At 66.5% G+C, this 4,434-nt stretch carries 7 protein-coding genes and 1 pseudogene; 1 reads left to right on the top strand and 7 read right to left on the bottom strand.

All coding sequences use genetic code 11. The annotated features are described in order from the left end of the window. The 7 genes from B3587_RS04230 to B3587_RS04260 form a co-directional block, all read right to left on the bottom strand. Window positions 1-274 (bottom strand): DUF6804 family protein (locus B3587_RS04230; protein WP_292726794.1); only part of this gene is annotated, 274 nt, incomplete at its 3' end. Continuing rightward, the gene (lspA, locus tag B3587_RS04235) at window positions 271-819 is read right to left on the bottom strand and encodes a signal peptidase II (protein WP_228176915.1); all 549 of its coding nucleotides are present in this window, start codon (window positions 817-819) and stop codon (window positions 271-273) included. The genes B3587_RS04230 and lspA, both read right to left, overlap by 4 nt. Next, window positions 809-1,528 carry a copper resistance CopC family protein gene (locus B3587_RS04240; RefSeq protein ID WP_228176914.1) on the bottom strand — a complete coding sequence of 240 codons (720 nt, stop codon included), beginning with the start codon at window positions 1,526-1,528 and terminating at the stop codon, window positions 809-811. Before B3587_RS04240 ends, lspA begins: the two co-directional genes overlap by 11 nt. 13 nt (window positions 1,529-1,541) lie before the next feature. Further along, window positions 1,542-2,534, bottom strand: a complete 993-nt coding sequence (locus B3587_RS04245) for a flavin-containing monooxygenase (RefSeq protein WP_292726795.1) — start codon at window positions 2,532-2,534, stop codon at window positions 1,542-1,544. 26 nt (window positions 2,535-2,560) lie between these two features. Further along, complete coding sequence (locus B3587_RS04250; protein WP_228176912.1) at window positions 2,561-3,223, bottom strand: DsbA family protein; 663 nt, start codon at window positions 3,221-3,223, stop codon at window positions 2,561-2,563. 86 nt (window positions 3,224-3,309) lie between these two features. Further along, window positions 3,310-3,762, bottom strand: coding sequence for a hypothetical protein (locus B3587_RS04255; RefSeq protein ID WP_228176911.1), 453 nt, complete (start codon window positions 3,760-3,762; stop codon window positions 3,310-3,312). Between the two features lie 133 nt (window positions 3,763-3,895). After that, the gene (locus B3587_RS04260; RefSeq protein WP_228176910.1) at window positions 3,896-4,162 is read right to left on the bottom strand and encodes a hypothetical protein; all 267 of its coding nucleotides are present in this window, start codon (window positions 4,160-4,162) and stop codon (window positions 3,896-3,898) included. 15 nt (window positions 4,163-4,177) lie between these two features. Between B3587_RS04260 and B3587_RS04265 the strand changes: the two are divergent. After that, window positions 4,178-4,434, top strand: a pseudogene (locus B3587_RS04265) (hypothetical protein); the annotation flags it as partial.

Below are 4,434 nucleotides of genomic sequence, written 5' to 3' on the forward strand. Positions count from 1 at the left end.
GCGCGGCCGTCCACACCGGGCCGGCAAACGGGAACGGGAACACCGGGCTCCAGATCACCGCGATCACCGCGAATATCGGCAGCCACCACCATTGCCGCGCCTGGATCGCAAACCAGCCCACGATCACGGCGAAAATTGCCGCAACGAACAACACCAGCGTGAACCAGTCCCCGCCCATCAGCGCCGGAGCGAGGAACAACACCGCGGCGGCGATCAGCCCAGGCGCGAACGCGTTGCGCTGATACACGGACGGGGTGCGCTGCTTCGCCATCATGGTCCAGTCACCGCCGCCCCCGCCGCCGATCCCAAGTGAGCGGTGACCTGCTCTGCTGCTTTCGCGCGGGCACGGCGATGCCGGATCCACATGTTCAGGCCGAGGACGAGGGCACCGGCGCCGAGAGCGACGTCGGCGAGGTTGCCGATGAACAGGTTCCCGTAGGCGAGGAAGTCGGTGACGTGTCCGACCCCGAACCCTGGCGGAGAGAACAGTCGATCGATAACGTTACCGATCGCGCCGCCTAGGATCAGTCCGATCCCCACCGCCCAGGTTTCCGTCCTCGCCCGAGCCGCGGCGACGACCAACACCACCACCGCGCCGACCCCGAGAAGGGTGAGCAGCCCCGTGAAATCAGCGCCGAGCGAGAGGATCGCTCCCGGGTTGAACGCAAGCTGCAGACCGAGCAGGTCGCCCAGCAGCGGGATGCGCTCGGTCTGACTCATTCCGCCTAGCGCGGCCGCTTTCGTTGCCTGGTCGACGAGAACGACCACACCAGCGGCCAGACAGGCGATCGCGAATCGTTGGGACTGCTCACGACTCATCGGCAGGCTCATCCTTCCCTGTGGCGGTGTTCTTGCCGGACTCGGCGGCGACTTCCCGGTCGCGGCGTCGGCGCTCTCGGGCCACCATGAGCACGACAATCAGGGCACCCCCGAGCACGACCGCGCCGCCCACAACGGCGAGCAGGGGGAAGACCTCCCCTCCACCAGAGGGGCCGTTATGCACATCTCCGGCGGGAGTGGCCGTGGGAGAAGAGTCGGGTGTCTGTCCCTCGGTAGCTTCGGGGGCGGGGGCGCTGGTGGGAACCGTGAGGGTCTCGACCGTGTACTGGTGCTCGCTGCTGATGGGGTGGCCGTCGCTGGAGACGACTCGCCATCGCACTGTGAATAGGCCGGCCTGGCCCGGCTGGACAGGTTGGGTGACGGTTGTTCCGTCGATGATTGGTTCCCCGGAGGCGATGTTCTGCCCGTCCGGGGCGATCACCTCGACGATCACCGCGCTGAAATCGGTGAGGATCTCGCCGCTGAACGTCAATGAGATCTGCTCCGGGACCTCGCTGACGGTGCCCCCGGCCTCTGGGGAGGACGAGACGATCTGGTCATGCGCCGCCGCGGGCGGTGCGGCAGCGAACAGCAGACCGACAGCGATCAGCACCCCCGTTACAGCGGAGAACAACCGGAGCCCCCGAAGAGTGCCGGACATGCGCAGCGTGCGTGAGGATGCACGAAAGGTGGCGGGTTCTGTGGTCATCGGGATGGTTCTTTCAGGGCCGGTTGATGATGTGCTGGGCGATCGTCGTCGCGTCTTTCCATACGCCGGCGACGGTGTCGGAGCCACGGCCGCCGTAGCGCGGCATCCCCGCCACGAACAATCCGGGAAGACCGGTCATGGTGCGCCGAGGCCGCGCAGAGCCGTTGGGTTGCGGCAGCCAACGGTCACCGGGGTCGTAACCTGTGGCGAGGATCACCGATCGGGGAGACGCCTGTGTGCCATCGGCGAAGGTCACCACGGCGCCGTTCGCGGCCTCGACTGCGGGGGCGATTGTGACGCCCCGGCGGCGCAGATGCTCGTAGCTGTCGCCGAAGATGGGCTCGGGTCGCCGCGTCCGTGAGAACAGCGGCACGCTTTCGCCTGCCATGGCGGGGTAGCTCATCGCGGGCCGAGGCTGGCGCGGAGTGCGGGTGGACAGAGTGACGGTGTGCGAGGCAGACAGTTCGCGGGCCAGCTGCACGCCGCTGTTCCCGCCGACGACGATCAGCACGTCGCCGGTGGGAATCTGCTTCGGATACAAGTACTCGCTGCTATGGATCACTACCCCCGGCGCCATCAGCCCGTCCGCCCAGTCCGGGACCCGCGGGTGAGTGTGCGCACCTGTCGCGCAGACCACGTTGCGGGTTTGCACCTCCCCCACTGTCGTCGACAGCAACAGCGTCGAGCCGTTGCCCCGATGCTCCACCCCGGTAGCCCGGACATTCCAAACGGTCTCCACACCCAGGCCGGCTTCCACGAAGGTGAGGTAGTCGGCCATCTCGTCCGCTCGAGGCTGCCGGCGTTGATCACCCAGCAGTTGGCGTGGAGGCAGTGCGCTGTGCCGGGCGTCGCTGAGCAGCTCCATCGAATGCCACCGCGACGTCCAGGAGCGCTGCCCCGCCGCGGCCGCGTCCATCACCACGAACTCGTGCTGTGGTCGCAGACCCTCCGAGATCAACGCGGCGGCGACTGCGAGTCCGGCCTGCCCGGCTCCGACGATGATCACCCGTCGATGCGACAATCGCGCCCGCATCACCGGCCACCGTTCACCGCGGCCTGAATGGCGTTCTCGAGGTCATCCCATTCCTGCAGCTCGGCGATCTCACCGTCCACAAAGAACGTCGGAGTGCTGCTCACCCCGAGAGCACGCCCCTCCTGGAAGTCCGACTCCACCCGCTCTGCCGTCGACGGGTCAGCCACAGCGGCATCGTAGGCGGCCATGTCCAGCCCGAGCTCTTCCGCGAAGCCGCGGAACAGGTCAGCGCGCGACTCCTGCGCCTCGCCCCACTCCGCCTGGGTCTCGAACAACCGGTGGTACATGTCCTCGAACCGGTCCTGCTGCGCCGCTGCCTCGGCGGCCAGGGCCGCGTTCTTCGAGTTGAAGTGACCTGGGAGCGGGAAGTACCGGACGACGTAGGTGATCTCCCCCGCGAACTGCTGCCGCAGATCCTCCACGATGGGGTAGAAGGCGCCACACGCCTCACACTCGAAGTCCAAGAACTCCACCACGGTGACGGCACCCTCGCCTCCGTCATCGAGAACATGCGAACTTTCTCGCAACACCTGCGGCGGCGAGGATCCTTCCCCAGAGGCAGGGGTTTGACTGCGGTCGATAAGGACGTAGATCAGCGCGGCCACAACCAGCACGGCTACGACGGCAGCGGTGACGAGGGTCACCTTTAGAGGGGTTTTCACGGGTACTCCAAACCAAGACACGGCACAGGGAAGATCCCGGGCACGCAGCCCGGGAAGCACCACCCCGCGGGGCGGCGTGCCAGAGTTCAGGTTCGAGAAAGACCCAACTGCGTCAACGACAACACCACCGGATGCGCGCGCAGGGCCGGCACAGCAAGCAGCGAAGGCACCCGCGACACCTCACTGAGAACGGGCGATATCCGTCGACGCCACAGCGTTCGCAAGGCCACCATGAACGTCAGGCCACACAGAACACCGAACACACACAACGCCGCACCGGCCAGCGCGTTCGATTCGGACCATGCGCCGCTGGCGGCTTCCTCGTGCTCTGCGGGGGCGTCGGCCACCGGTGCCACGTGCGGGTCCATCAGCCCGGATACCATGAGCGGAATAGACGCCGCCTCGCTCGATTCCGAATGCGCCGTTGCTGCCAGACCGAGCATCAGTAGCAACGTCAGACCGACGCTGGTAATGAGTCTCATTATCAACCACTGCTCGTTCAGCGTCGCGGAGCGCGGAATCCGGGCCGAAGAGACCATCCCCCACAGCCTACAGCGCACACCAAAGAGCACTCAAATGCCGCCACATCTCTGCTGGCGAGCGGGCGTCCGAGTCCCTTCCCGGTCCTCTTCGGCCCGAGCTACTGCGGGCCCCGGTCTACAGCTGTAAGGGTCACCTTCGGCTAGCCCGCCGGAACCGGTGCGTGAGCACCGCGGCGACGATCGCGAAAGTCGTGGCGGCTAGGCCGGCGGGCACGAGCAGATAGGGCACGACCGCGAGCATGGAACGACTCAAGGGGCTGTCAACGGGGATGAGGCTGGCGAGGGTGCAGATGAGGCTCACAAGCGCCAGGACGGCCCATTGGCGGCTGCTGTAGCGGAGCACGCGCACGCCGGCGCCATCGTGCCACCACAGCCGTAAGGGCTCGGGGATCTTCACGACTCTCTCCTGTCGGTGGCTCTATTGTTGCGCGCGCACGCCCCCGGCCGGGGCTGTAGCGCATGCGGCTTCAGCGACTGGTACTCCACCTACCGGGTAGCCGAAACCACCGCCGCAGCGAAGATCATCATTGACACCGCATCGGACCAGATCCTCGGCGCACACCTCCTAGGCCCCGGCTACTCCGAACTCATCAATACCTTCGGCCTCGCCATCAAACTCGGCCTCACCACCCGCCAACTCAAATCCGTTACTGCCACTTATCCCTCCCT

It is taken from the genome of Microbacterium sp. UBA837 (assembly GCF_002296025.1).
GTDB lineage: Bacteria > Actinomycetota > Actinomycetes > Actinomycetales > Microbacteriaceae > Microbacterium.